Source organism: Bacillus nitratireducens, from assembly GCF_036320425.1.
Classification (GTDB): domain Bacteria; phylum Bacillota; class Bacilli; order Bacillales; family Bacillaceae_G; genus Bacillus_A; species Bacillus_A nitratireducens.
In genome coordinates this window covers 66,329-91,924 of the sequence record NZ_JAUMJO010000012.1, presented here as the reverse complement: position 1 = coordinate 91,924, position 25,596 = coordinate 66,329, and the positions used below count along the sequence as shown (strand labels likewise).

The following is a 25,596-nucleotide window of genomic DNA, read 5'->3' as shown; positions in this document are numbered from 1 at the left end:
CGCTAACTTCTTGAGAGCAAGCTCTCAATCCATTCGCTCGACTTGCATGTATTAGGCACGCCGCCAGCGTTCATCCTGAGCCAGGATCAAACTCTCCAATAAAGTTAGTTTGTCTAGCATCAAAAAATAAAAATTGACGTTCACGTTGTTTGTTTCGTTCAGTTTTCAAAGAACTAAAAGCGGGTGAAGAGAATCGAACTCTCGACCAGAGCTTGGAAGGCTCTTGTTTTACCACTAAACTACACCCGCGTGGTCGGGAAGACAGGATTTGAACCTGCGACCCCCTGGTCCCAAACCAGGTGCTCTACCAAGCTGAGCCACTTCCCGTTATGGCGCGCCCGAGAGGAGTCGAACCCCTAACCTCTTGATCCGTAGTCAAACGCTCTATCCAATTGAGCTACGGGCGCTTATTCATGATGTTTTTTCTTCGTTGTCTTTTGGCGACTCAATTATCTTATCATACTACATTTTCAAATGCAAGTACTTTTTTAAAAAGATTTTTTGATGCGGCCGAGAGGACTTGAACCTCCACGGGGTTTCCCCCACTAGGCCCTCAACCTAGCGCGTCTGCCGTTCCGCCACGACCGCGCGGAAAAAACAAAAGTGAGCCATGAAGGATTCGAACCTTCGACCCTCTGATTAAAAGTCAGATGCTCTACCAACTGAGCTAATGGCTCGTAAATGGCTGGGCTAGCTGGATTCGAACCAGCGCATGACGGAGTCAAAGTCCGTTGCCTTACCGCTTGGCTATAGCCCATCGAAATACTTATCTTCTTTTCAAAGACAAATGTTATTGTACCATAATGTCCAATAAAAAACAACTGCTATATAGCAGAAGTTAAAATGGCGGTCCCGACCGGGGTCGAACCGGCGATCTCCTGCGTGACAGGCAGGCATGTTAACCACTACACCACGGGACCATTTGGTTGCGGGGACAGGATTTGAACCTGCGACCTTCGGGTTATGAGCCCGACGAGCTACCGTACTGCTCCACCCCGCGATAATATTACTTATATAATTTATATGGTGGAGGATGACGGGATCGAACCGCCGACCCCCTGCTTGTAAGGCAGGTGCTCTCCCAGCTGAGCTAATCCTCCGAAGTGGTGACCCGTACGGGATTCGAACCCGTGTTACCGCCGTGAAAGGGCGGTGTCTTAACCACTTGACCAACGGGCCAGTATGTATGGCAGAGAAGAAGGGATTCGAACCCTCGCACCGCGTTAGCGATCTACTCCCTTAGCAGGGGAGCCCCTTGAGCCACTTGGGTACTTCTCTGTATGGCTCCGCAGGTAGGACTCGAACCTACGACCGATCGGTTAACAGCCGATAGCTCTACCACTGAGCTACTGCGGAATAATGAAGACAATTTGTATCTTATAAAAATTATCACCGTAAGTCAAGAGGTTTTTTCACAACATCTTGTGCAAACGTGACATGTTTATAATATACTGGATTGCGTTTTCACTGTCAAGATGTTTTCACTACCAGTTTTAGTTGCCCTCTACACTTTCCACATACATATCTTTGTGTATTTATTTGACGCCTTCTTACATATTGAAGTGAGCATCTCGTACATTCATACGTATAAACTTTTGTTTCCTTCTTCTCTTCATTAATCATTCGTTTACAAAAACGGGGTGCCCCTACCTTCTTTAATAACTCACGAAAATCTCTATCTCGGTGCTTATACCCTTTTCCTGTGATATGTAGGTGATAATGACAAAGTTCATGTTTAACAATCCTGACTAAATCTTCTTTGCCATACATTTCGTAATATCGATAATTCAGTTCTATATTATGAGTATTCAATAGATAACGCCCACCAGTTGTACGTAACCTACTATTAAACATCGCTTTATGTAAAAACGGCATCCCAAAGTATTGTAACGATACCTCTTCCACTAACCACTGAATTTCTTGCTCATCCATTCCTCATTCCTCCTAAACAAAAAATATTTTTACACTTTTCTCCCTTCCTATACATATATTAAATAGTACATATACCCATCCTCATTCAAGAAGCGTGATTTCTAAAAATAAAGCATTGATAGAAATCCACTCACCAACCTCTCATCAATATTTCTTTAACTAATTAAGAAGAGATGTTTGAGAGCAGGATTAAACAAGGAGGGATTCCTATGCCTACGTGGCTAAAGAAACAAATGCAACGTGCATACTTCGAAAAAAACCGGTATCAAATCAAATTACTAAATGAATGCTGGTTTTATTATAGTAAAATACATCAAAGCTCATAATCAACGAAACTTTCCTATCCATAAAAAGAGAGCAGTTTCATCTGCTCTCTTTACTTACTATTCAATTGGTAACATCGATAATGCAACACGACCCTTTTTCGTATCAATATCATCTACCCATACTTTTACAATTTGCCCTACGGATACAACATCTAACGGATGCTTTACAAACTGTTTGCTGAGTTTAGAAATATGCACTAAGCCATCTTGCTTTACACCTATATCAACAAAGGCACCGAAATCAACAACATTACGAACCGTTCCCTCTAACTCCATACCACGCTTTAAATCTTCTAATTTCAAAATCCCTTTTTTCAGAAGTGGTTTTGGCAATTCATCCCTCATATCTCGTTCTGGACTAATTAAAGCATCGATAATATCAACCAAAGTCGGCTCGCCAATCTCCGTCTCTTGAGATAATTTAGAAACATCTACTCCCTCTAAACTCTTCTGCAAGTTCGGTTTACCTACATCATTCTTTGATAACCCTAGACTTTTTAATAGCAATTCAACATTTTTATATTGTTCTGGATGAATCCCTGTGCGATCTAACGGATTCGCCCCTTCTAATATACGTAAAAATCCAATACATTGTTCATATGTTTTCGCACCTAAACGAGGAATTTTCTTTAATTCAGTACGCTTCGTAAATTTCCCATCTTCCTCACGCTTAGCTACAATATTTTTTGCAACTGTTTTTGATAATCCTGAAACATATTGTAACAACGCAACTGAAGCTGTATTTACATTAACGCCAACTTGGTTAACAGCTGTCTCTACCACAAATGTTAACGATTCATTTAATCTTTTTTGTGATACATCATGTTGATATTGTCCTACCCCTACAGATTTAGGGTCAATTTTCACTAGCTCAGCAAGCGGATCTTGTAGACGTCTCCCAATAGAAACGGCACTTCTTTCTTCAACCTGTAAATCCGGGAACTCCTCACGAGCTAAATCAGATGCTGAATATACACTAGCACCCGCTTCATTTACAATAATATAAAATACATCCCGTTTTACATTTTGTAGTACATCTACTATAAATTCTTCCGTTTCTCTAGAAGCTGTACCATTTCCAATTGCTATCATTTCAACTTGATATTTATCTATAATTGAAAGAACTTTCTTTTTTGCATCCTCATATTTACGAACAGGTGGATGCGGATAAATAACATCTATATTAAGAACTTTCCCTGTATCATCTACTACTGATAATTTACAACCTGTTCTATATGCCGGATCTACCGCTAGCACAACTTTCCCTTTCATTGGAGGCTGTAATAATAAATTACGTAAATTCTCAGAGAAAATATGAATCGCTTGTTCTTCAGCGGTTTCTGTTAATTCTTTACGAATTTCTCTTTCTATTGAAGGTTGAATTAATCGTTTATATCCATCTTCAATCGCTAATTGTACATAGTGTGCACTTTTAGAAGCTTCATCACGAATCATTTTTTTATGTAAAAACTGATTAATTTCCTCAGTCGGTGTAACAACAGAAACTCTTAATACATCTTCCTTTTCACCACGATTCATCGCTAACACTCGATGCGGCACTATTTTTTGCAACGGTTCTTCATAGTCATAATACATTTCATATATATTCTTTTCATCTTTTTCTTTATCTTTTACAGATGAAGACATAATCCCTTTTCGGAAAGTAGTATTCCGAATCCAACTACGATATGACGCATTATCCGAAACAAGTTCCGCGATAATATCTTGCGCACCTTGCAACGCATCCTCTGCGGATTCCACTTCTTTTTCTCCATCAACAAATTCCATAGCCTTCTCTGTTGGATTTTCTTTTTTATATAACAATAGCCACTCAGCTAACGGTTCTAATCCCTTTTCTTTAGCTATTGTAGCTTTCGTTCTTCTTTTTTCTTTATAAGGACGATACAAATCTTCTACTTCCTGAAGTTTTGTTGCAGCAACAATATGACGACGCAATTCTTCGGTTAGTTTCCCCTTTTCACCAATAAGACGAAGAACCTCTTCTTTCCTATCTTCTAGTTGCATCATATATTGCCATCTTTCTAAGATTGCACGAATTTGCACCTCATCTAGAGATCCTGTCCATTCTTTTCGGTAACGAGCGATAAATGGAACTGTGTTACCTTCTTCTGTTAATTGAATAACATGACGAACTTGCTTTTCTGTAAAGCCTAATTCTTTCACTAACATTTTCATTAACCCTTGTCGATTATCTACCATTTCCATATCCAACCGTAACCTCCTCTATAATAAAAAAAAGTTGCCCTGTAAAGAGAGCAACTTAAACTGCCGATTTAAAAATCTATTAGTCCTAAACTAATTTGTAACGCTTCATCTACACGACTCATCATCACTTCATCCAAATGAGTGATTTTGTCCGTTAAGCGTTGCTTATCGATTGTTCGAATCTGCTCAAGTAAAATAACAGAATCTCTCTCAAAACCGTACTTTTTCGCATCAATTTCCACATGAGTGGGTAATTTCGCTTTTTGAATCTGTGCAGTAATAGCCGCTACAATCACAGTCGGACTAAAACGATTTCCGATGTCATTTTGAATGACAAGAACCGGACGAACGCCTCCTTGCTCAGAACCAACAACTGGGGAAAGGTCTGCAAAATACACGTCGCCGCGTTTTACAATCAAAATATTACCCCCCGCTAACTAAGCGTTCTACTGTATGAGCTGCTTCATACTCTGCTAAGAAAGCTTCCGATGCAATACCAAGATTAATTTTTCCCATTTCAATGTACCCACGTCGCATTGATTCATGTTGGTAGCGTTTCTTCGTCTTATGTTGACGCAATAACAGTTGTGTTGCCTGGCAAATTAGTTCATGGCGATTCTTATTCTCTTGTTTTCCAATTCCGTCCAATTCCGTTACCATTTGCTTTGGTAACCGAACCACGATTTCAGTAGTTACACTTGATTCGGACACAAAAATACACCTCCACCGTCAACTACACACCCAAATATATATATGACACCTATTGTAATAATACCATTGTATGGAGCCTGTTGCAAAGACTTCCTTATTCCTTGCTTATGTTTTCCAATTCATAAATAAAACATTCATCTTCTTTTACTTTTTATCTCTTCCAAACAAGAAATAAAGCAATCCTTCAGTAATATTTCATTGTAACTTATATTAATAACAATTATAAAAAGAAGCTCCCCAGCAACAAAGAGCCTATTCTTTATTAGTGAAACTCCTCCAAATGACGAGATGCTGAGTAATAATACCTTCTTCTATATATTGTTCAAATAATTGATTACTTCTACAACTTTACCATGTCGTATAAATATTCTCGGTACACGGAAGCTTATCGTCGCGATAATTTCATAATTAATAGTCCCGGAATATTCAGCAACCTCGGTGGCACTAATATACTCATCTCCCTGTCTTCCAATGAGTGTAACTTTCGTACCAAGTGGAACTTCACAAGGCAGATGTATCATGAGTTGATCCATTGTTACCCGCCCTACAATCGGTACCCTTTCACCATTTACAAGCACTTCAAATCCTTGCAATCTTCTAAGCCAGCCATCTGCATATCCAATCGCAACTGTCGCTATCCATTCTTCAGTTCTCGTTCGATATGTGACATTATAACTAATCCCATCCCCTTTAATCACTTGCTTAATATGAGCAACTTTCGTATGAAGCGACAACGCTGGTTCCAATTTAAATGGTAAAAAAGGACGTATTTCTACAGATGGGGATAGTCCATACATCGCAATACCAATTCGCACTGCATTAAATGTAATCCCTTGAAACCTTAACGTTGCAGCACTATTGGCTGTATGGACAAATTTAGGGTTCACTCCAAATTCTTTCAACCAACTTAACTGTTGCAAGAATGTATTATATTGCTTATCAAAGTAAGAAGTCTCAACCTCATCGGCTGTTGCAAAATGTGTATATACTCCTTCTAACTCTAAAAATGGCACGCCTTCTAAACTCTTTAAGAACCCCTTTAATTCTTTACGTTCACGTATTCCAATTCTCCCCATACCACTATCAAAATTAATATGGAATTTCATTATTGACGAACCATCCCAGAGCTTTATCGCGTCTTCCACCCATTCTTTTTGAAAAACAGTTAATGCTACATCATTTTCAGCAGCAACATTTACATCACGGGGTGGGGAAGGACCTAACACTAAAATCGGTGCAGTAATACCAGCCCTCCGAAGCACTAAAGCTTCATCTAAAAAAGCAACTGCTAATCTTGTTGCCCCTGCTTCTAATGCGGTTTTAGCCACTGGTACATAATCGTGCCCATATGCATTCGCTTTAACTACAGCAAAAATTTCTACATCACTTGGAATGAACTCTTTAATATGCGTAACATTGTTATAGATCGCATCTAAATCCACTTCCACCCAAGTGTCACGGTAAAACGGTGCTTCTTCCATAAATACACTTCCTTATACACGATATGCGAAGCTTATTCTTTTATATGCTTCTTTTTATGAAATCCACCTTCAAACTAAGAAAAGACGTGGTGCACATATATCACCACGTCTAAGAAGTTTACTTCACCTGCTTCGCTGTAACCGATCGAGCAACCATCAATAACTCATTCGGCTCTAAACCTTTAGACACGAGCATATATTCTACTCCATTATGCGACCACGTTACAGAATCTTTCGTCAATGCACCAATCGTGAAGCCAAGGTCAACTGGCTCTCCACTTACACTTACCGCTGATGAAGCCTCTGCAACTTTTGCCTTTTCTTGTATTAAAGTAAAAGATTTCTTACCTCCAGTATATGTGAGTAGCGTACGCTTGCCACTGGCTGTCTTCAACTCTTCTTCCTCTTTCAACGTCATGCCTTGCGGCGTGTCACGTGGATACAAAATAGCAAACGGTTTGTCTTCTTTCGCTGTTGTCTGAACATCTACTTGTGCTCTGGACATATTTTGTTTCGTATCAAATGCACCTTTATCAAACTTTGTATCAAACTTTACTTTAGTGAAATCTACTTTTACAAGGACATTTTGATCATTATCCATCAGTTTCACAGAAACTGGTGTTAAATCACTCTTCTTCAATGTAATCTCTTGTTTCGGTAACATATTTTGATGTTGATAGTTTGTTTTTGTTTTGAAAATATAATACTTATCTGTTTTCTCGAAAGTCAGGTTTTTCTTATCCTGCAAAATATCTCTTACAAGTGATTCATATAGGTAAGCCTGGCTACTATTTTGCGGCCAATCACTTTGAAAACGGAAGCTCTTATTAAGCGCAGGCGTTAATACAAATACGCCTTCATCATTCCTTAAAATAATTTGACTCTGATCCTTTTTCGCATTCTTTAAATTCACACGATAATACGAAGGTTCTTTATGCCAAATTTCTACACTGTACTCCTGCGGCTCATTTCCTGTTTTAATAGATAATTTCGCTTCAGCTTGATAACTCTTCATACCTTTAACTTTTGCCTCTAAATCTCTCACAACATCTTCCTGTTTCTTTTCCATACAGCCCGCCAACACAAAAACGGTCAATAAACCGATGAGAACTAAAAACAGACGCCTTTTCATCACTTCAGCCCCTTTGCCCCTATAAATGAATGGAAGATATGCCTTCCTTATCGCTACCTCAAATATATGAGACAAAGATATAAAATATGCAGACTAGCGTGACGAGCTTTCTAAAACAACTTGGCTAACAGCAAATTCTTTACTATGGCTAATTGATAGATGAACAATATGCTCTGTATTTGCAATAAGAATCGGCTTACCTCTATCATCATTCCTTACTTCTATATCTAAGAAACTAACTTCTTTCCCAATTCCAGTCCCTACCGCCTTAGAATACGCTTCTTTTGCTGCAAATCTTCCTGCCACAAATTCTGTAAGACGACTTCCTTTCAGCTCCTTGGCAACATTACGTTCACTTTCAGTTAAAATACGTTCCATAAATTTAAGCTTTCCATCTAGCATTTTTTCAATTCGATTCAATTCAATAATATCGATTCCAATCCCTACAATCATTTCAAAATCCCCTTCTTCTATTTAGCTTTCTGCATTCATATTGTAAGAATAACAGAGAATCTTTCTGATGCAAAAGGAGTGATACTAACAACATGCTAATACCATCTACTCGTACGCTATTACAACCAGTCATCCTCTCTTTACTTCTTATACAATTAGTCATGATTATATTGAGCGATTTTTCCCTCTTTCACATGGCAGCCTACAATGAATATATCGCTAAAGGAGAATGGTGGCGTGTCATAACTTCCCTATTTGTACACGTAGACTTACAACATTTTCTTTCCAATAGCATTTGTTTATTTGTTCTTGGTTCTTCTATCGAAAAACAACTAGGACATTTTTCTTTCATCATTATTTTTTTCCTTTCTGGCATTATCGGAAATATTTCTTCTTATATTATTATGCCTCTTGACTATATTCATGCCGGAGCATCTGGTGGCATTTTTGGATTACTAGGTGCACAATTATTTTTATTGTATAGTCGATATCGTTCTTCAAACCCAAAAGAAATTGCTATTTTTTCAATCATGATACTTCTATTACTTTTATTTACTTTCTTTAATCCTTCCGCTAATCCTATAAGCCATTTAACAGGCTTAATAATCGGCGGCGTTTCAGCTCCCCTTTTAACAAAAAAATCCGATGGTGCAGAGCTCATTTAATATAGAAGCTCGCACCATCGACAATTTCCACATCTATTTGTTGACTTAAATCTCTCATGAGTTGAAATAAAGACTCATCCTTCTTCTTCGCCTCAATCATACAATCAATTTGCCCAACACTTCCCTTTATCCTTCTTAAAAAAGATAAGAATGTATCAACATCAATAAAATCCGCGTGTGCCCTCGGGTCTTTCTCATCTCTAGGACTAGAGATATGCATTTTAACTGGTAACAAAGATGTTTCCCACGTATGAACAACACGTGCCCAATCTTCATGCCAATCTTCCTGGTCATTATTCATCATATGATGATGCAAATCAAACACGACTGGAATATCTAATTTCTCTCCTAAATACAATGTTTCTTCTAAAGAAAAAGTCGTATCATCATTTTCTAATATAATCATCTCTTGAATACCTCTTGGAACGTTAGACCAATTTTCTATAAAGCGCTCTAATGCGAGCTCTTTATCTTTATATCCTCCGCCAACATGCAATACACATCGTTGCTTATGTTCAATTCCCATACCCTTTAATAATTTTTTGTGCATCTGCAATGTCTTTACAGATTGCTTGAAAATACTCTCCTCAGGTGAATTTAGTACAACAAAGTGATCCGGATGGAAATCAATTCGCATATTCATACGAATTGCGTACTCACCTAGCACCTTTAAATTTTCTTTTAAGGGGCGAATATAGTTCCACTCTAATAACTCCTCGTGATTCGCTAAAGGAATAAGCTTGGAACTAAGCCGAAAGAAAGATATATCATGCCCTTTATTATGCTTTAATAACCGTAAACAATTTTCCAAATTCGAATTAGCAATTCTTTCGAGCTTACGAATCGCAGCCTCTCGATCATCAATCCGCTGAAACTGTGCATATGTCATCGTTTGAGATGGAGATGCATTCTTCAAATGTACACTCATCGCGACGTACCCGAGTCTTACAAGCATATGGCACCCCTTTTCTATACGAGTTATTATGTAGTATGCACAATTACAGAAATAAAAAAAGAGAATGCCAGCAAAGGGCATTCTCTTTTTTATTAAGCTTGTGGACGGCTATGATGTTTTCTTTCGCCGCGTCCATTTGAAGAAGATCCAGGGCGACCTTGACCTTCACCTCTACGACCACGGTTACCATCACGGCTACCACCATCACGATTGCGATCACGGTTACGACCATCGCCACTGCGTCCATCACGGTTACGGTCACGGTTACGACCATCGCCACTACGACCATCACGACTACGATTACGGTTACCATCACGGTATCCGCCTCCGTTACCACCGCGTTTTTTAGAACCGCCACCTCTTGAAACAACTGGTGGTTCTGATGTTAAAGCGATTGGTGTTGTATCTGGCTCTTTTGTCATCATTTTTAAAGCAGCAGCTACTACTGTTACAGAGTCATTCTCTTCTAACATTTCTTCTGCAATACGCTTGTAGTATGATAAGTTATCATTTTCAATTGTGCTTTGAAGTTTTTCAGCGATTAAACGTTGTTGACCTTCTAGTGCCTCGTCAAGTGTCGGTGCTTCCATACGGTCAACCTTACGTTTTGTTGTACGCTCGATATTTTTTAATTGTCCTGATTCACGTGGTGTTACAAATAACATTGCAATACCTTTTTTACCTGCACGGCCAGTACGACCGATACGGTGAACGTATGATTCTGGATCTTGTGGGATATCGAAGTTGTATACGTGTGTTACGCCTGAAATATCAAGACCACGCGCAGCAACGTCCGTTGCAACAAGAACTTCAATAGCACCTTCTTTAAATTTACGTAATACAGACATACGTTTCGCTTGTGTTAAATCACCATGAATACCTTCTGCTGCATAACCACGTAAGTTTAATGCTTCTGATAATTCATCAACACGACGCTTTGTACGACCGAATACGATTGCAAGCTCTGGAGATTGAATATCTAGTAAGCGTGTTAACACGTCAAACTTTTTCTTTTCTTGCACTTCTAAATAGAACTGCTGAATGTTTGGCATTGTTACTTCTTTTGCTTTTACTTTAATGTGTTGAGGCTCAGTCATGAAGCGCTCAGCAATACGACGGATTGGATCTGGCATTGTCGCTGAGAATAATAATGTTTGATGTGTTTCTGGCACATCTGTTAAAATCGCTTCAATATCTTCAATGAAGCCCATGTTTAACATTTCATCCGCTTCATCAAGAACAACAGTCTCAACGTTTTGTAAACGAAGTGTTTTACGGTTAATATGATCTAAAATACGACCCGGCGTACCAACAATAATGTGTGGGTGTTTTTTTAGAGCACGAATTTGGCGGTTAATATCTTGACCACCGTAAATTGGTAAAATACGAACACGTTTATGTTTACCAATTTTGTATAGCTCTTCTCCAACTTGGATTGCTAATTCACGCGTTGGCGCGATAACAATACCTTGAACTGCTTCTTTACGAGTATCTACTTTATCTAATAGCGGTAATCCAAATGCTGCTGTTTTCCCTGTACCTGTTTGCGCTTGCCCAATAATATCTTTACCTTGCAATGCATGTGGGATTGTTTCAGCTTGAATCGGCGTAGCCTCTTCAAAGCCCATACTTTCAACAGATTGCAATAAAGATTCACTTAATCCTAATTCTCGAAATGTTGTCAATGTTACTTCTCCTTTTCTATCCTATACTTATCATTTAAAAAAAGGCATTTTCCGAATTGGCGGAAAAGCCCTTTTCCTGAATGCTCACGTATATAAACGGGCGTATTTCTACACGAAAATACTTCTAAACGTTATTACACTTTATCAATTATAAGTTTTGTATGTGCAAAAAGCAAACCCAACTGTTACCTTATTTTCATATTCAGAGCTTTTTTCTTCACTTTTATTTTTTTATATTTACTGTAAGCGCTTATTATAAGTTTCCTCTATTTTCGTAGCTATCATCCCTGTTTATATACACCAATTATTTCAACATCGTAATTACTTCTTCTAATTTCATACCGCGAGATGCCTTTATTAATACAACATCTTTCACATCAACTACTGCTTGTAACTCTTTTACTAGCTCTTCTTTATTATCATACGCCTTTACACGTTCATTAGGGAAGTTAATTTTCGCTCCTTCAGCAATTTGAGCCCCTAATCTACCATATGTGAATACATATGAAATTTTTGCTGGGTCGATTAATTTACCTACCTCATAATGGAATTGTACTTCTTGATCACCAAGTTCTAGCATATCACCAAGTACAACAATTTTTTTAGCAAATCCATCTAAACCATTCATTAGGTGGAACGCTGCTTCCATAGCCGTTGGACTTGCATTATAAGCATCATTGATAATTGTTAAACCACTATTTGTTTTTACAATTTCCATACGCATGCCTGTCATTTGAAGCGTTACTAAACCTTTTTTCATTTCTTCCCATGTTACACCAAAATGTTTGGCAATTGCCATTGAAGCAAGTGTATTATACACATTATGTTTCCCTAACACTGGTATATAGAATGAAATCTTTTCTTCTCTATTCATTTTAAAATGCGTTCCAGTTGCCTGTAATGTTACAGTAGTTGGATAATAATCATTTGCTCTTGCATCACCAAACGTAACTGTTTCCGCTGCTAAATTCATTTCAGGAACACGATTCGTTAATAATGGCTCATCTCCGTTATATACGAACACTCCACCTTCTTGTAACCCTGTCACAATTTCTAATTTCGCTTCTGCAATCGCCTCACGAGAGCCTAAATCCATTAAATGCGCCTCACCAATATTCGTGATAATAGCCGCATTAGGACGAGCTAGCTTGGATAGGAATTCAATTTCCCCACGGCTTGACATACCCATTTCTAATACAGCAACTTCTGTATTTTCTTCTAGGTTTAAAATAGTAAGAGGTAAACCAATATGATTATTGAAATTACCTTCTGTTTTTTGAACTTTAAATTTAGTTGCAAGAAGACTCGTTACAATATCCTTCGTAGACGTTTTACCGTTACTACCTGTTACACCAACAACTTTAACATCCAGTTGATCGCGATAGTTTTTCGCTAACATTTGTAACGCTGATAGCGTATCCTCTACAAAAATAACAGGAAGATTCTCAGGCGGATTTGCTACACCTTTCATCCATAATGTAGCAACAGCCCCACTTTCAACAGCTTTATCTACAAAAGCATGTCCATCGAAACGTTCACCTTGAATCGGAACATATAAGTTTCCCTTTTCAATTTTTCTCGTATCAATAGACACTCCTTTTATAGTAATTCCCTCATACTGCTTTGCTAATCCAGTACCATTTATCATCTGTTCTACTTGTTTTAACGTTCGGTTTATCATGAAAACACTCCTTACATAGAGGAAGCACTATTCCTTCGAATAGTGCTTCCTCCTTTTTTGTTAGATTGTATATTTAATTTTTTGTTTTTCTTCGTGACGCTCAATCGCTAAATTAATTAGCTCTTCAATTAATTTTGGATACGGTAATCCAGTATGCTGCCATAATAGAGGGAACATACTAAACGGCGTAAATCCTGGCATTGTGTTCACTTCGTTAATATATACTTCTCCGTCTTTCGTTAAGAAGAAATCAGCTCGTGTTAAGCCAGCACCATCTAATGATTGGAATGCAACAATTGCATCTCGCTTAATTACTTCAGACTCTTCTTCTGTCATTTCAGCTGGAATAATTAATGCTGTATCACCATCGATGTATTTCGACTTATAATCATAGAAGTCCTTTTTCGGTACGATTTCACCTACAACTGAACATTTTGGCTCATCATTACCTAGTACACCAACTTCTACTTCACGCCCAACAATATTTTCTTCTACAATAATTTTGCGGTCAAATTGGAATGCCTCTTCAAATGCATTCTCAAGTTCTTCACGATCTTTACACTTATTAATACCAACACTTGAACCAAGGTTTGCTGGTTTTACGAAGCAAGGATATCCTAACTTCTCTTCTACTTTGTCATAAGCTTCTTCGCGATTTTTTTCCCATGCACTACGAATGAAAGATGCATATTTCGCTTGTTTTAAACCAGCTTCTGCAAAGATATTTTTCATAACGACTTTATCCATACCGGCAGATGATGCTAGAACACCATTTCCTACATAAGGAATGTTCATTAATTCTAATAACCCTTGAACCGTTCCATCTTCACCGTTTGGTCCATGTAGTAATGGGAAAATAACGTCGATAGCATTTTCCTCAGAAGTTTCAGCTGGAATAATTTCCGTGCTTAATGATAACGGAGAAATTGCATTTTCTGCACCGCTCATTTTTAAAGCTTCAACATCTGTTACTTCACCTTCAATACGCTCACCGCGTACCCATTGACCTTGTTCTGTAATATAAATTGGATGAATCTCGAATTTATCTTGATTTAATGCTTTAATAGCAGCAAGAGCCGTTTGTAACGAAACTTGATGCTCAGCTGATTTTCCACCGTATAATAAACCTAATTTAATTTTTGTCACTGAAATCACCCTAACCAATTGTTTTCATTTTTCTATTTTAGCACTTTTTATAAAAATAGGTAGTTCCTATTTGAAATAAAATGTAACTTCCACAAATAATTAAATGACACCACTTATTGGTTTTCTACACTTTTCCTCTTTAATTTTCTACACACCTAAACAAAATTAAACTTTACAGTAAGATTTCTATCTAATCTGGTTATGTACCTAAAATATGTAGAAATCCACTTTTTGTGTATGTCATCTATATTACCCTACCATTTGTGGAGAATAAAAAAACACTGATTAAAGTTTCATTTTATTAAGAAGACTGTTTTGTAGGCGTATCCTTTTGCCTCTGCTCAACAAGACGATCTAAAGAAACATATACAAAGCCTGCAACTACACACCCTACACTTAAAATTGTAAATAAGTAGTGACCAAGCAAACGATCCAATAGAAAACCACCAAGGAGTGGGCCGAATGCACTTCCTGTAATCCACTGCAAACTCGCCGCCCCCATATAGGTTCCTCTCAAATGCTCAGGGGCCAAATTCGCTACAAACGTCATCTGTACAGGCGACATAATCATCTCGCCTAACGTATATATGGCATAAACAAACATTAATGTCATTAAAATAATTGTAGCATTTGTATCAAATTCTCCAAACCACTTCGGTAACCACCCTATAAAAAACAAACCAATTCCGAACAAACACGCACCGTATAACATCGTTTTTCCGACAGGTTTATCTGTCGCCCATTTTGAAATTTGGAATTGAAATAAAACAACTAATAGACCATTTAATGCCATTAAATATGGGTATGGATTGTTGACTCCAAAAATTCCCTTCATTTCGTTATCAAAGTGCAGCGGCAACATGCCTTCTGTTTGAGAGAACCCCATAGAAATAATGATCCCCGCTAACAAATAAATCATTAACGCCTTATCTCTCATTAAAATTTTCCAAACTGCTCCGGATTCCTTCTCTTTATTTTTTTCCGTCATCTCCGTAATTTTTGGCATTGTTTCTTTAATAAGTACTAACACTAGTAGCGCATAAAACAACATAGCGGAGGAAGCAATAATAAACACGAGGTTCTTTGATAAAACAACCACCGATGCTCCCATTATCGGTCCAATCGCAGCGCCAATATTATGTCCCATTCTCAATAAACCATATGCTTCTGTTCTTTTTTCTGGCGCCGTCACATCTGCAACCATCGCTGATGCCGCTGGGTGAAATAGCGAATTACTTAGCCCTAAAAAAATAGATAAAATGGCATATGGAATAAACCCTTCTATAAATAAAAAACCGAGCATTAATAATGCATTACTCGCCATTGAAAATATCATAATTGGCTTTCTTCCATATATATCAGCTATTCTTCCGCCTATAAGCGAGCCAAAGCTTGCAGCAATTGGAGAAAGCGCCATAATAATCCCAACTTGTAATAAAGAATCTACCTTATCTTTTAAATATAGTGCAAAAAAAGGCATTAACATCATCATCGCAATTCCGTTCAATGTCTCACCGATAAATCGAATCCATACGTTACGATCCATCTCCCTTAACTCACGCCATGTACTTTTCATATTCCCACCCCTTTAGTTAACCAACAATTATCTTATAATAGATTCAGAAAAATGTAAATTTTCAAATAAAAAAATCCATTCTAACAGAATTAGAATGGATTTTTCCACTTATAAATTTGCTACATCTTCTTCTTTTTTACTATTATTTAAAACACTACGCTTTCTACTATAGGCGAAATAAACTACTACACCGATAACCATCCAAACACCAAAGCTAATCCAAGCTGTTGCTGATAATTGAAGCATTAAATATAAGCAAAAGATAACTGTTAATGCTGGTAAAAATGGTACGAGCGGCGCCTTAAACGCCCTTGGTAAATCAGGATGAGTTCTTCTCATTACAATAACTGCAACAGCTACAAGTGCAAATGCTGACAAAGTCCCCATATTTACAAGATGTGCTAAAACATTTAAATCTATTAATCCTGAAATAAGTGCTGCAATAATACCTGTTGTCCATGTATTTAAAAATGGTGTTTTAAATTTCGGATGAACTTTAGCAAGACGCTTCGGTAACAATCCATCTCTGCTCATTGCATATGAAACACGAACTTGCCCATACATCATAACTAACATTACAGTTGTAATCCCTGTGATTGCTCCTACTGAAATTACTCCCGCTAAACCATCTTGTCCAATAAATTGAAGTGCGAAAGCAACTGGATCTGATATATTTAGCTGTCCGTATGGAACAATCCCCGTCAAAATAAGTGAAACAACAATGTAAAGAACCGTACAAACTAGTAACGATGCAATAATTCCAATCGGCAAATCGCGTTGTGGGCGCTTCACTTCTTCTGCGGCTGTTGATACAGCATCAAATCCAATGAATGCGAAGAAAACTGTAGCTGCTCCAGCCATTACACCATCTAACCCAAATGGCATAAAAGGTGTCCAATTTTCAGGTTTTACATAATTAAATCCAGCGAAGATAAAAATGAGAACAACTGCTAGTTTAATAAATACCATTATATTATTTACACGTGCACTTTCACGAACACCTCTAGATAAAAGAACCGTCATAACTAGAATAATTAGAACTGCAGGTAAATCAATTATTCCACCCTTTCCAGTACCAGGGGCCGAGGAGAGAATGGTCGGAATATGAATCCCAAATCCCTTTAATAACGATTGAAAATACGCTGACCATCCATTGGCTACAGCAGAAGTAGCTAATAAATACTCGAGCATTAAATCCCATCCAATTAAGAATGCAAATACTTCTCCCATCGTCGCATACGTGTACGTGTAAACACTCCCTGAGACAGGAACTGAAGAAGCAAATTCAGCGTAACAAAATGCAGCAAAGGCACAAGCTAATGCAGCTATAGCAAATGATAATATAATAGCTGGTCCAGAATGTTTCGCTGCTACAACGCCAGTAAGAACAAAAATACCAGTTCCAACAATTGCTCCGATTCCAAGCATTGTTAAATCAAGTGCCCCTAACGTTCTCGATAATGTCTTTTGTTTACTTTCTTGCAGTAACGTTGAAATCGGCTTCTTTTGAAAAATTTGCTTCATACTGTGCTCCTCCACACTTTTAGTTTTCTGAAAATTTAATTTACTTTCCTCATTTTACCCACGGCATGTTTTTTAGTCAATACTTTTGTCGAAATAAACAGAAAACTATCGAGATACATACTATACTCTTATCATCCTTTCGATAAAAAGATTCAGACAATCATATCTATATATATTTTCATAACTTTTTTTGGTATTATTATACATGTCGATTCCATAAAAGAGGCATGCTCCCTTAGTGAGCATGCCTCTTTTTACTTATTTCACAGTATATGAACCCTCTTCAATCCAGCTATACATATATTTTTCATCTTCCGTCTCATGTGCTTGTTTTACAATACGAAGCGGACGGAATGTATCTATCATAACGGCCAGTTCAAGTGTCTCTTTTTTCCCTATACTCGCTTCTGTTTTCCCTGGATGTGGCCCATGCGGGATCCCGCTTGGATGAAGCGTAATAGAACCTTCTTCTACACCTTTTCGGCTCATAAAATTACCTTCTACATAGTACAGTACTTCATCACTATTCACATTACTATGATAATATGGTGCCGGAATAGATTCTGGATGATAATCGTATAAACGCGGTACGAAAGAGCAAATGACGAAATTATGCCCTTCGAATGTTTGATGTACTGGTGGCGGCTGATGAATACGACCTGTAATTGGCTCAAAATCCTCCACATTAAAGACCCACGGATATAAATAACCATCCCACCCAACAACATCTAGCGGATGGTGCCCTAAAACATGCTTATGCATATAGCCTCTCGACTTTGTCATTACGACAAACTCACCTTTTTCATCATATGTCTCCAATTTCTCCGGTCCACGCATATCTCTTTCACAAAACGGACTATGTTCTAACAATTGCCCATATTCATTACGATAGCGACTTGGTGTTGTAATTTGGCTATTTGCCTCTACAACAAGAAACTTAGTCTCTCCCTCATCTGGAATAACACGATAAATCGTTCCGATTGGAATTGTTACATAATCACCTTTTCTATAGTGAATCGTTCCAAACATCGTTTCAATTTTTCCTGTTCCATAATGAACAAATAACATTTCATCGCCATCACCATTACGGTAAAAATAATCCATTTTTTCTGTCGGACTCACTACTCCAATTAATAAATCCTCATTCCCAAGCATAAAGTTTCTTCCGCTTACTGCATCACCAGTTTTTTTATTTTCTTTCGTACGGAAATGACGATGAGCAAGAGCAACATCCTCTTCATACTGTAACTGACAAGAATGCGATAATGCCGCATGCCCTACTTCTGTTGGCATATAATGATGATACAAAATAGACTGGGTACCAGAGAAACCTTTTGTCCCCATTACCTGCTCACGATAAAGCGATCCATCTTTTTTACGAAATTGTACATGTCGTTTATGAGGTAGCTCCCCCATGTGACGATAAAACATGCCCATCACCCGCTTTCATGTCTTTTTTGACCGTATTACGTAACGTACCTAAACCAGTAATCGACAGCTCTACAACATCTCCATCTTGTAGCCACTCTTCTGTACCAAGCTCTAAAATACATCCTGTCCCTACTGTCCCAGAACCAATCACATCTCCTGGATATAACGTAACGTCTTCCGAAGCACGTTCAATCATTTCAGCAAATGTATAATAAATATCTTGGAAATTTCCTTTTGATAATATCTTTCCATTTACATGAGCAGTCATCTCTAAATCATAACGATTACCGTTACGATAAACGTCTAATTCCTCTTTCGTAACGAGATACGCTCCTAATGAAGTTGCAAAATCCTTTCCTTTCGCTGGTCCAAGCCCTACTTTCATTTCTGTTGCTTGTAAGTCCCTTGCACTCCAGTCGTTCATAATGCAGTAACCAAAAATATATTCCTCTGCTTGTTCACGAGAAATGTTTCGTCCTTCTTTCCCAATTACGCAAGCAATCTCTAACTCATAATCAAGCTTTTTAGACTTCTTCGGGCCAATAACAAAATCATCTGGTCCAATAACAGCACGGTGGTTCGTAAAATAAAAAACCGGCATATCATACCATTCAGGTACAACATCTAGCCCTCTTCGTCCGCGAGCTGTTTTTACATGCTGCTCAAATGCATAAAAATCTCGAATGCTACTCGGATTAGGAATTGCCGCTGCTAATTGTACTTCCCCTAAAGAATATATACCCTTTTCAGGATTCTTAATATTACGCAATACTTCTGCATACTCATCCGCTTTCTCTAAAAAGGCGAACATAGAAGAAGGTAATTTTCCATCACTCGCAAGATTCATATCGATTACTTTGTCACCTTCAAGCCATCCAGCTCGCATTTCTTTCGAAGGAAGACGAAATGTAACAAATTTCATCATGATTCCTCCCTATGAAAATGAAATTTCCACCAGCAAAAGAATTCTTGCTGGTGGATACAAATTTTATAAATTTCCGCGACGCTCTTGTTCTCTTTCAATTGATTCGAATAAAGCTTTAAAGTTCCCTTCACCAAATCCACGAGAACCCTTACGTTGGATGATTTCAATAAATAAAGTTGGACGATCTACAATTGGTTTCGTAAAGATTTGTAATAAATAACCTTCTTCATCACGGTCTACTAAAATCTTCAATTCTTTTAATCTATCAATTTCTTCATCAATTTTTCCAACACGCGCTGTTAACTCATCGTAATACGTATCTGGCGTATCTAAAAACTCCACGCCATTTGCACGAAGTACTTCAATTGTTTTTACAATATCACTTGTTAATAAAGCAAGATGCTGTACACCTGCTCCGTTATAGAACTCTAGATATTCTTGAATTTGTGATTTTCTTTTTCCATCTGCTGGTTCATTAATCGGAAACTTAATACGGCTTCCATTCGTCATAACTTTTGACATTAATGCCGAATACTCTGTACTAATATCATCATCGTCGAAATGGATCATTTGTTTAAAGCCCATAACATTCTCGTAATAACTAACCCACTCTTCCATTTTCTCAACGTTACCAACTACATGGTCTACAGCAATTAAACCAGACTCTTCAAATGGAATATTAAACTCAACCTTTTGGAATCCTGGCATAAATGTGCCTTTATAATTTTTACGCTCTACAAGCGTGTGAATTGTATCACCATACGTACCAATAACCGCTTTTTTCAATGTACCGTCCTCATCTGTTAACTCCTCAGGTGGAGCAATCGCAACAGCGCCACGCTTCACCGCTTCAGAGTAGGCTTTATCAACGTCATCAACAAGTAAAGCCACATCTTTCACTCCATCACCATGAGTCTTTACAAACTCTGCAATACGGCTATCGCTACTTAAAGCTCCAGACACAACAAAACGCATATTTTTTTGCACAAGAACATAAGATACCTTTTCACGGTTTCCTGTTTCTAATCCAGAATAAGCTACAATTTTGAATCCAAATGCTCTCGCAAGATAATAACTTGATTGTTTTGCATTCCCTACATAAAACTCCAAATGATCTACATCACGTACCGGAAAAAAGTCCTCCATTTGTGCAGCTAGCGTATCCATAGATTTTTGTTTCATAATATCTTCATCCCCCTGTAAATAGATTAAATGGTCCATACTTAAAACCAATCGAAAACGCTTCCAACATCAATTAATAGAAATTAGTTAGCAAGCTAACAAATTCTGACTTTTAAAATTTTCTATCTTTTCTGTCAAATTCCTCTTTTTTTCTTACATATAAAATTCGACTTTTTTCTCCTTAAAATAAAGTGAAACTTTAATCAACGGGGTTTTCATCGCCACTGGATTATTAGCCCACACCAATCGGGCTTTTACGTGATAAAGGGAGACCATTAATACTTAGAGGGATATATAGAAGAAAAACAAAAAAGACCCAACATATTAACTACTTACTAATATGCTAGAGTCTTTATTTGTTTTGAATGATTGTATTTATATGTCTCATACTAATATATTTGCAAGGAATAGAATAAATGATGTTAATACTACCGCTCCACCTAATGATCCTAATAAATCTGTTTTTGTTACTTGTAACACTTGTTCACTGTTCATATTCCTCATTCTCCTTTCATTTTGTATGATTTAAAACTTCTATTATACTAATACGCTTGATAAAAATACGATTAATGCTGTTAATACTACCGCTCCACTTGCTGATCCTAAGAAGTCACCTTTTGTTACGTTTAATACTTGCTCGTTGTTCATAATTTTCATTCTCCCTTCTCTTATTTTTGTTACAAAACTTCTATTATACTAATACGCTTGATAAAAATACGATTAATGCTGTTAATACTACCGCTCCACTTGCTGATCCTACGAAATCACCTTTTGTTACGTTTAATACTTGCTCGTTGTTCATAATTTTCATTCTCCCTTCTCCTATTTTTGTTACAAAACTTCTATTATACTAATACGCTTGATAGAAATACGATTAATGCTGTTAATACTACTGCTCCGCTTGCTGATCCTACGAAATCACCTTTTGTTACGTTTAATACTTGCTCGTTGTTCATAATTTTCATTCTCCCTTCTCTTATTTTGTTACAAAACTTCTATTATACTAATACGCTTGATAGAAATACGATTAATGCTGTTAATACCACTGCTCCGCTTGCTGATCCTAAGAAGTCACCTTTTGTTACGTTTAATACTTGCTCGTTGTTCATATCATTCATTCTCCTTTTTATAAGTTATCTATATGTAATTTATAAGAAATGATTAGTTCATAGTTTTTATGTTGCCGTTACATTAAAATTAATTACGTAACGTTTGTAACATTAATGTAACATAACTATTATTACGTTGCAATATGATTACGTAAATTTTATTACATTTTTTTTACGTTTTTTTATGAACACCCTTAAAAACCCTGTTTTAATGCATTTTCTACTAAGTTCACGTTTGTAACATTCATGTAATATTACAGTCGTAAAACGAAATATAATTATATCCCTCTCTACTTTTGTTACAAATCAAAGTAAATCTTTAATAAGTAAGGTTGAATCTATCTGGTTTTCACTGGCTGCTAATGTAGGATAAAATACTATTTTTCCAAGATAAGTTTATATGTTTCCTCTATATAACTATGTATAATAAAAACAAAGAGGTGGTCATTTTGAAATTAATCGCACTAGATATGGATGGTACACTACTATCATCTAATCTTGAAATCTCCAAAGAAAACTTACAAGCTATCCAAACCGCAAAAGAAGCTGGTCATATTGTAATGATTTGTTCTGGCCGCGCGAAAGAGGACGCTTTAAAATTATTGGAAGAATATAAACTATCTCTTCCAGTTGGAGCAAGCAATGGGGCAATTGTTTATGTGGATGGAAAAGTAATTAACTCGCGTTGTTTACAAAATGATAAAGTATACAAGCTTGCAAAGTTACTAGAATCTGAAGGTTTTCCATATAAGTTGTACACAAATAAAGGAGTTTACTCTCCTTATACATGGCAAGATCAGGTTATGCAGGCATTCGAAGAAAACAAGCATACACTAGATGTTACACTTGAGGAACTTGAAAGAATTACAGAAAAACAAAAGAAATCAAACTTAATTACTGATTTCCAAAAAATCGAAGATGTTGTAAATAATCCAGAATTAGAAATATCTAAATTCTTTATTTTGACATTTAATGCTGCTCATCGTTCGCAGCTATTGCAAACTTTACAAGAAGATACGGATATTTCAGTTACTGCATCAGCTCCTACTAATGTAGAAATTATGGATAAGCATGGTCATAAAGGGAACGGCCTACAAGAAATGGCAGCTTATTTCAATATACCAATTGAAGATACTGTTGCAATCGGTGACAACTTTAATGATGTGCCAATGCTACAAGTAGCCGGCTTATCAGTTGCAATGGGAAATGCTGAAGAAGATGTAAAAAAACTATGTGACGTTGTAACATTAACAAACAATGAACATGGTGTTGCTCATGCAATCGAGCAATTTGTATTGAAACAAACTTCATCAAGTAAATAAAGTTCAACTTTAATCAGAGGTGGGGTTCCTCTGATTATTAGTTGAACCAATCGGGCTTTTACGGGCAGTTAATCTCCCACCTAACTTCCCCGCATGTGTCGAATTTTCAGGTGGGAGTCTTACTGCCCGTTAATGCGGGGTAAAAAAAGGACTCTTTCATATTTTGAAAGAGTCCTTTTCTTTTACACATGATGACAAGCAACAAAATGATCTTCACCAACATTACGAAATTCTGGCACAGTCGTTTTACAAACACCTGTAGCAAATGGGCAACGTGTATGAAAACGGCAACCTGATGGTGGATTTGCCGGACTTGGAATATCCCCTTCTAGAATAATCCGTTCTCGCTTAACTGTTGGATCCGGTATTGGCACTGCTGATAACAATGCTTTTGTATATGGATGAAGCGGATTCGCAAATAACTCATCACGTGGTGCTGTTTCCACAATAGTTCCTAAATACATAATTCCAATTTTCGTACATAAGTGCTCCACAACACTTAAATCATGTGAAATGAATAAATAGGATAATCCCTTTTTCTCCTGTAATTCACTAAACAAATTAATGATTTGCGCTTGAATAGATACATCTAATGCCGCAACAGGCTCATCAGCTACAATAAATTCTGGATCTAATACCATCGCCCTTGCAATAACGATACGTTGACGCTGCCCACCGGAAAACTCATGCGGGTACCGGTCAATATGATACGGCGCTAAACCACATAACTCCAATACTTCCATCACCTTTTCACGGACATTTTCTTTCGTCGCTAATCCGTGAGCCAACATTGGCTCACCAAGTGCTTCTCCAATTCTCATTCTAGGATTTAATGAGCTAAATGGATCTTGGAACACAAGCTGCATATTGGGACGGTGCTTTCTCAATTCCTCCTTGGATAAGAAATGAACATCGTGCCCTTTAAACTTTACTTCCCCCTCCGTTTTTTGGACGAGACGTAAAATTGTTTTTCCTATAGTTGTTTTTCCACTTCCTGATTCTCCAACGAGGCCGAACACTTCACCTTTATTAATAGTAAAACTTACTCCATCAACTGCCTTTACATGTCCAATCGTTCTACTAAATATGCCGCCTTTAATTGGAAAATACGTCTTTAAGTTTTTCACTTCTAATAATGGTTCACTCATTATTCCGCACGCTCCTCATATAACCAGCAAGCTACTTTATGGTTCTCATCATGTACATTCAGATTTGGTGCTTCTTCTTTACATATTTCCATGCAATGCTCACAACGACCACTAAAATAGCAAAATTCACCTAAGCCAACTAAATTTGGAACTTGCCCTGGAATAGAATAAAGTTTATCTGTTCGTTGCCCCATTACTGGTTTTGATTTTAGCAGCCCTTGGGTATATGGATGTTTTGGATTTTGAAAGATCTCTAGTACCGGTGCCTCTTCAATAACTTTTCCACCATACATAACGACAACATAATCGGCCATTTCCGCTACAACACCTAGATCATGTGTAATTAATAAAATCGATGTTTTAAATTCCTCTTTTACTTGTCTTAGTAAATCTAATATTTGAGCTTGAATCGTAACATCAAGAGCTGTTGTCGGCTCATCTGCAATTAATAACTTTGGATTACAACTAAGTGCAACAGCAATCATAATACGTTGTAACATTCCACCGCTTAGTTCGTGCGGATAAGAATGGACAATTTCATCAGCACGAGCAATACCAACTTTACGAATTAATTCAATTGCTTTTTTGTATGCTTCGTTTTTGCTAAGTAGTTCATGCTCTCTTAACGTCTCAACAATTTGCTCTCCAACAGTAAAGACCGGATTAAGCGATGTCATCGGTTCCTGGAAAATCATCGCGATATCATTTCCTCTTAAACTACGAAGCTCCTTCTCTTTCATTCCTAAAAGACTTTTTCCTTCATAAAGAATATCACCACCAACGATGCCGCCAGATTCAGCAATAAGTCCCATAATAGATAAAGCCGTTACACTTTTCCCGCAACCTGATTCGCCTACTACACAAACTGTTTCACCTTCTCGAACTGAAAAGCTAACATGATTGACAGCCTTTACTGTACCTTCTTCCGTCTGAAAGTGTGTTTGTAAATCCTTTAGCTCTACTACTGCTCTACTCATACTTTCTCA

General features: G+C 37.3%; 26 protein-coding genes, 12 tRNA genes and 1 rRNA gene. 3 read left to right on the top strand and 36 right to left on the bottom strand.

Annotation, left to right across the window (positions count from 1 at the left end; genetic code table 11):
* The 14 genes from Q3V31_RS28130 to Q3V31_RS28065 all read right to left on the bottom strand — a co-directional run.
* Positions 1-102 (bottom strand): 16S ribosomal RNA (locus Q3V31_RS28130); the annotation flags it as partial.
* 76 nt (positions 103-178) lie between these two features.
* A tRNA-Gly gene (locus Q3V31_RS28125) sits at positions 179-249 on the bottom strand.
* Between the two features lies 1 nt (position 250).
* A tRNA-Pro gene (locus Q3V31_RS28120) sits at positions 251-327 on the bottom strand.
* A gap of 3 nt (positions 328-330) precedes the next feature.
* A tRNA-Arg gene (locus Q3V31_RS28115) sits at positions 331-407 on the bottom strand.
* Between the two features lie 98 nt (positions 408-505).
* Positions 506-588 (bottom strand) — tRNA-Leu (locus Q3V31_RS28110).
* A gap of 16 nt (positions 589-604) precedes the next feature.
* Positions 605-677, bottom strand: a tRNA-Lys gene (locus tag Q3V31_RS28105).
* Positions 678-682: 5 nt separating this feature from the next.
* Positions 683-757 (bottom strand) — tRNA-Gln (locus tag Q3V31_RS28100).
* Between the two features lie 87 nt (positions 758-844).
* Positions 845-920: transfer RNA gene (locus Q3V31_RS28095), tRNA-Asp, on the bottom strand.
* A 3-nt stretch (positions 921-923) separates the two neighbouring features.
* Positions 924-1,000 (bottom strand) — tRNA-Met (locus Q3V31_RS28090).
* A 24-nt stretch (positions 1,001-1,024) separates the two neighbouring features.
* Positions 1,025-1,100 (bottom strand) — tRNA-Val (locus tag Q3V31_RS28085).
* A gap of 4 nt (positions 1,101-1,104) precedes the next feature.
* Positions 1,105-1,179 (bottom strand) — tRNA-Glu (locus tag Q3V31_RS28080).
* A gap of 8 nt (positions 1,180-1,187) precedes the next feature.
* A tRNA-Ser gene (locus Q3V31_RS28075) sits at positions 1,188-1,278 on the bottom strand.
* 3 nt (positions 1,279-1,281) lie between these two features.
* Positions 1,282-1,356, bottom strand: a tRNA-Asn gene (locus Q3V31_RS28070).
* A 114-nt stretch (positions 1,357-1,470) separates the two neighbouring features.
* The gene (locus Q3V31_RS28065; RefSeq protein WP_329767558.1) at positions 1,471-1,932 is read right to left on the bottom strand and encodes a SprT family protein; all 462 of its coding nucleotides are present in this window, start codon (positions 1,930-1,932) and stop codon (positions 1,471-1,473) included.
* A 209-nt stretch (positions 1,933-2,141) separates the two neighbouring features.
* Between Q3V31_RS28065 and cmpA the strand changes: the two genes are divergently transcribed.
* A complete protein-coding gene (gene cmpA, locus Q3V31_RS28060) occupies positions 2,142-2,258 on the top strand; it encodes a cortex morphogenetic protein CmpA (RefSeq protein WP_001143642.1) in 117 nt (38 codons plus the stop codon).
* A 57-nt stretch (positions 2,259-2,315) separates the two neighbouring features.
* Here the strand turns inward: cmpA and Q3V31_RS28055 are convergent, their stop codons facing one another.
* From Q3V31_RS28055 to acpS, 6 genes are all read right to left on the bottom strand, one after another.
* Positions 2,316-4,484: a Tex family protein gene (locus Q3V31_RS28055; RefSeq protein ID WP_139266009.1), complete on the bottom strand. Its 2,169-nt coding sequence runs from the start codon at positions 4,482-4,484 to the stop codon at positions 2,316-2,318.
* Between the two features lie 68 nt (positions 4,485-4,552).
* On the bottom strand, positions 4,553-4,903 hold the full coding sequence (gene ndoA / locus Q3V31_RS28050; protein WP_000635965.1) for a type II toxin-antitoxin system endoribonuclease NdoA: 351 nt from the start codon (positions 4,901-4,903) through the stop codon (positions 4,553-4,555).
* Positions 4,904-4,907: 4 nt separating this feature from the next.
* Positions 4,908-5,195: an antitoxin EndoAI gene (locus Q3V31_RS28045; protein ID WP_000004570.1), complete on the bottom strand. Its 288-nt coding sequence runs from the start codon at positions 5,193-5,195 to the stop codon at positions 4,908-4,910.
* A 311-nt stretch (positions 5,196-5,506) separates the two neighbouring features.
* Positions 5,507-6,676, bottom strand: a complete 1,170-nt coding sequence (alr, locus tag Q3V31_RS28040; RefSeq protein ID WP_090814357.1) for an alanine racemase — start codon at positions 6,674-6,676, stop codon at positions 5,507-5,509.
* Between the two features lie 118 nt (positions 6,677-6,794).
* Positions 6,795-7,745 (bottom strand): LolA family protein, encoded by a 951-nt coding sequence (locus Q3V31_RS28035; protein WP_002074203.1) that lies wholly within the window; start codon positions 7,743-7,745, stop codon positions 6,795-6,797.
* Positions 7,746-7,901: 156 nt separating this feature from the next.
* Positions 7,902-8,261: a holo-ACP synthase gene (gene acpS / locus Q3V31_RS28030; protein WP_000635042.1), complete on the bottom strand. Its 360-nt coding sequence runs from the start codon at positions 8,259-8,261 to the stop codon at positions 7,902-7,904.
* 92 nt (positions 8,262-8,353) lie between these two features.
* Between acpS and Q3V31_RS28025 the strand changes: the two genes are divergently transcribed.
* Entirely contained in the window at positions 8,354-8,926 is a 573-nt protein-coding gene (locus tag Q3V31_RS28025; RefSeq protein WP_090814358.1) for a rhomboid family intramembrane serine protease, read from the top strand.
* Here the strand turns inward: Q3V31_RS28025 and uvsE are convergent.
* The 14 genes from uvsE to Q3V31_RS27955 all read right to left on the bottom strand — a co-directional run bounded on the left by uvsE (position 8,919) and on the right by Q3V31_RS27955 (position 22,149).
* A complete protein-coding gene (gene uvsE / locus Q3V31_RS28020; protein ID WP_000961172.1) occupies positions 8,919-9,881 on the bottom strand; it encodes a UV DNA damage repair endonuclease UvsE in 963 nt (320 codons plus the stop codon). The genes Q3V31_RS28025 and uvsE overlap by 8 nt on opposite strands.
* 92 nt (positions 9,882-9,973) lie before the next feature.
* The gene (gene cshA / locus Q3V31_RS28015) at positions 9,974-11,566 is read right to left on the bottom strand and encodes a degradosome RNA helicase CshA (protein WP_000206606.1); all 1,593 of its coding nucleotides are present in this window, start codon (positions 11,564-11,566) and stop codon (positions 9,974-9,976) included.
* A 304-nt stretch (positions 11,567-11,870) separates the two neighbouring features.
* Positions 11,871-13,247 carry a UDP-N-acetylmuramoyl-tripeptide--D-alanyl-D-alanine ligase gene (gene murF, locus Q3V31_RS28010; protein ID WP_329767552.1) on the bottom strand — a complete coding sequence of 459 codons (1,377 nt, stop codon included), beginning with the start codon at positions 13,245-13,247 and terminating at the stop codon, positions 11,871-11,873.
* 60 nt (positions 13,248-13,307) lie between these two features.
* Entirely contained in the window at positions 13,308-14,393 is a 1,086-nt protein-coding gene (locus Q3V31_RS28005; protein WP_000161424.1) for a D-alanine--D-alanine ligase, read from the bottom strand.
* A gap of 301 nt (positions 14,394-14,694) precedes the next feature.
* Positions 14,695-15,969 carry an MDR family MFS transporter gene (locus tag Q3V31_RS28000; protein ID WP_016128224.1) on the bottom strand — a complete coding sequence of 425 codons (1,275 nt, stop codon included), beginning with the start codon at positions 15,967-15,969 and terminating at the stop codon, positions 14,695-14,697.
* 108 nt (positions 15,970-16,077) lie between these two features.
* Entirely contained in the window at positions 16,078-17,493 is a 1,416-nt protein-coding gene (bcaP, locus tag Q3V31_RS27995) for a branched-chain amino acid transporter BcaP (protein WP_016128223.1), read from the bottom strand.
* Between the two features lie 258 nt (positions 17,494-17,751).
* Positions 17,752-18,924 carry a homogentisate 1,2-dioxygenase gene (locus Q3V31_RS27990; RefSeq protein WP_000499912.1) on the bottom strand — a complete coding sequence of 391 codons (1,173 nt, stop codon included), beginning with the start codon at positions 18,922-18,924 and terminating at the stop codon, positions 17,752-17,754.
* Positions 18,890-19,846 (bottom strand): fumarylacetoacetate hydrolase family protein, encoded by a 957-nt coding sequence (locus tag Q3V31_RS27985; protein WP_000674012.1) that lies wholly within the window; start codon positions 19,844-19,846, stop codon positions 18,890-18,892. The genes Q3V31_RS27990 and Q3V31_RS27985 overlap by 35 nt, the downstream gene beginning before the upstream one ends.
* A 66-nt stretch (positions 19,847-19,912) precedes the next feature.
* Positions 19,913-21,031, bottom strand: a complete 1,119-nt coding sequence (gene hppD, locus Q3V31_RS27980; RefSeq protein ID WP_000810917.1) for a 4-hydroxyphenylpyruvate dioxygenase — start codon at positions 21,029-21,031, stop codon at positions 19,913-19,915.
* Positions 21,032-21,415: 384 nt separating this feature from the next.
* Positions 21,416-21,526, bottom strand: a complete 111-nt coding sequence (locus Q3V31_RS27975) for a DUF3948 family protein (protein WP_001083699.1) — start codon at positions 21,524-21,526, stop codon at positions 21,416-21,418.
* Between the two features lie 42 nt (positions 21,527-21,568).
* Positions 21,569-21,688: a DUF3948 family protein gene (locus tag Q3V31_RS27970; protein ID WP_002074222.1), complete on the bottom strand. Its 120-nt coding sequence runs from the start codon at positions 21,686-21,688 to the stop codon at positions 21,569-21,571.
* A 34-nt stretch (positions 21,689-21,722) separates the two neighbouring features.
* Complete coding sequence (locus tag Q3V31_RS27965; RefSeq protein WP_016128222.1) at positions 21,723-21,842, bottom strand: DUF3948 family protein; 120 nt, start codon at positions 21,840-21,842, stop codon at positions 21,723-21,725.
* A gap of 34 nt (positions 21,843-21,876) precedes the next feature.
* Positions 21,877-21,987 carry a DUF3948 family protein gene (locus Q3V31_RS27960; protein WP_001058533.1) on the bottom strand — a complete coding sequence of 37 codons (111 nt, stop codon included), beginning with the start codon at positions 21,985-21,987 and terminating at the stop codon, positions 21,877-21,879.
* A 42-nt stretch (positions 21,988-22,029) separates the two neighbouring features.
* Entirely contained in the window at positions 22,030-22,149 is a 120-nt protein-coding gene (locus Q3V31_RS27955; protein WP_002009865.1) for a DUF3948 family protein, read from the bottom strand.
* Positions 22,150-22,589: 440 nt separating this feature from the next.
* Between Q3V31_RS27955 and Q3V31_RS27950 the strand changes: the two genes are divergently transcribed.
* Positions 22,590-23,462 (top strand): Cof-type HAD-IIB family hydrolase, encoded by an 873-nt coding sequence (locus Q3V31_RS27950; RefSeq protein WP_000766416.1) that lies wholly within the window; start codon positions 22,590-22,592, stop codon positions 23,460-23,462.
* A 182-nt stretch (positions 23,463-23,644) separates the two neighbouring features.
* Here Q3V31_RS27950 and Q3V31_RS27945 read toward each other — a convergent pair whose 3' ends face one another.
* Complete coding sequence (locus Q3V31_RS27945; RefSeq protein ID WP_329767548.1) at positions 23,645-24,610, bottom strand: ABC transporter ATP-binding protein; 966 nt, start codon at positions 24,608-24,610, stop codon at positions 23,645-23,647.
* On the bottom strand, positions 24,610-25,587 hold the full coding sequence (locus tag Q3V31_RS27940) for an ABC transporter ATP-binding protein (protein ID WP_000085620.1): 978 nt from the start codon (positions 25,585-25,587) through the stop codon (positions 24,610-24,612). Before Q3V31_RS27940 ends, Q3V31_RS27945 begins: the two co-directional genes overlap by 1 nt.
* Positions 25,588-25,596 lie beyond the last annotated feature (9 nt).